The following is a 926-nucleotide window of genomic DNA, read 5'->3' as shown; positions in this document are numbered from 1 at the left end:
AAAAGATCCTTGTTCATATCCAGATTGATTAATTTATAGATGATTTTTTCCTTCAGTTCCTCGAAATTAGTTAAGTCCTTCAGCTTAAAATCTCCAGTCTGCTTGGCGTTCCGATATAATTTATATATGGTTTTTGCTATCTCTTCAAAAGATGATCCATTACACAAGTTGCTATAGAAATCATCCAGATAGATAACCGGGGATGCTGAGAAACGCTCTCCATCGGAGGCGTCTTCAATGAGAAGACCTTGGCAGAGGGTTTGATTGTTCTTTCTTGCCGTGTATGTGCTGACAGTAACGTCAGCACCAAGGTTCTCCTCCAGATACGTTTTTACTTGCATTTCAAATTCTTTGTAAGTCATTTTGATTCTCCTTTCTGTTACTATGTCCATCCGGAGCATTGAAAAACAACCCTCCTTTCCCATGTTCAGGCATAAAAAAAGAGAATGACGCAAAATGTTCATTCTCTGACAGCGTGCAGTTCTCTGCAAAATAAAAAAAGCCAGAAGGTACTGCCTGATGGCAGAGTATCCCTCTGACTGATTACAAACCTAAACAGCGTGTGATAAATCCTTTCCGGATAGACACAAAATATATGGTACAAATTTAGTATAACACTAGATATAGTGGTGGTCAAATAAAAAATAGCTTTACACACCTATATATAGCATAACAAATAAGCAGCACCCCTTTGTACGTCAGGTTTTGACAGAAAAATCCTCTTGACGAAAGAACGTATGTTCGCCATAATAAGAGAAAAAGGAGGCGAACATGAGTTTGGAAAGAAGAAACGTTATTTTTCATATTGATGTAAATTCCGCATTTCTGAGCTGGGAAGCTGTTTACCGCCTCCACCATTTAGGCGGGAAGGAGGATCTGCGGGAAAAGGTGTCTGCGGTTGGCGGTGATATGGCAATGCGGCACGG

At 40.0% G+C, this 926-nt stretch carries 1 protein-coding gene and 1 pseudogene; one reads left to right on the top strand and one right to left on the bottom strand.

Annotation, left to right across the window (positions count from 1 at the left end; translation table 11 throughout):
• A partial coding sequence (locus B5E53_RS18670; RefSeq protein ID WP_242963822.1) for a DUF5688 family protein occupies positions 1-362 on the bottom strand: 362 nt, incomplete at its 3' end.
• Positions 363-771: 409 nt separating this feature from the next.
• On the opposite strand from B5E53_RS18670, the pseudogene B5E53_RS19905 reads away from it, so the two are divergent.
• Positions 772-926, top strand: a pseudogene (locus B5E53_RS19905) (DNA polymerase IV); the annotation flags it as partial.

The sequence above is a fragment of the Eubacterium sp. An11 genome (genome assembly GCF_002161065.1).
Classification (GTDB): domain Bacteria; phylum Bacillota; class Clostridia; order Lachnospirales; family Lachnospiraceae; genus Anaerobutyricum; species Anaerobutyricum faecale.
This window is presented reverse-complemented; position numbering and strand designations above follow the sequence as displayed.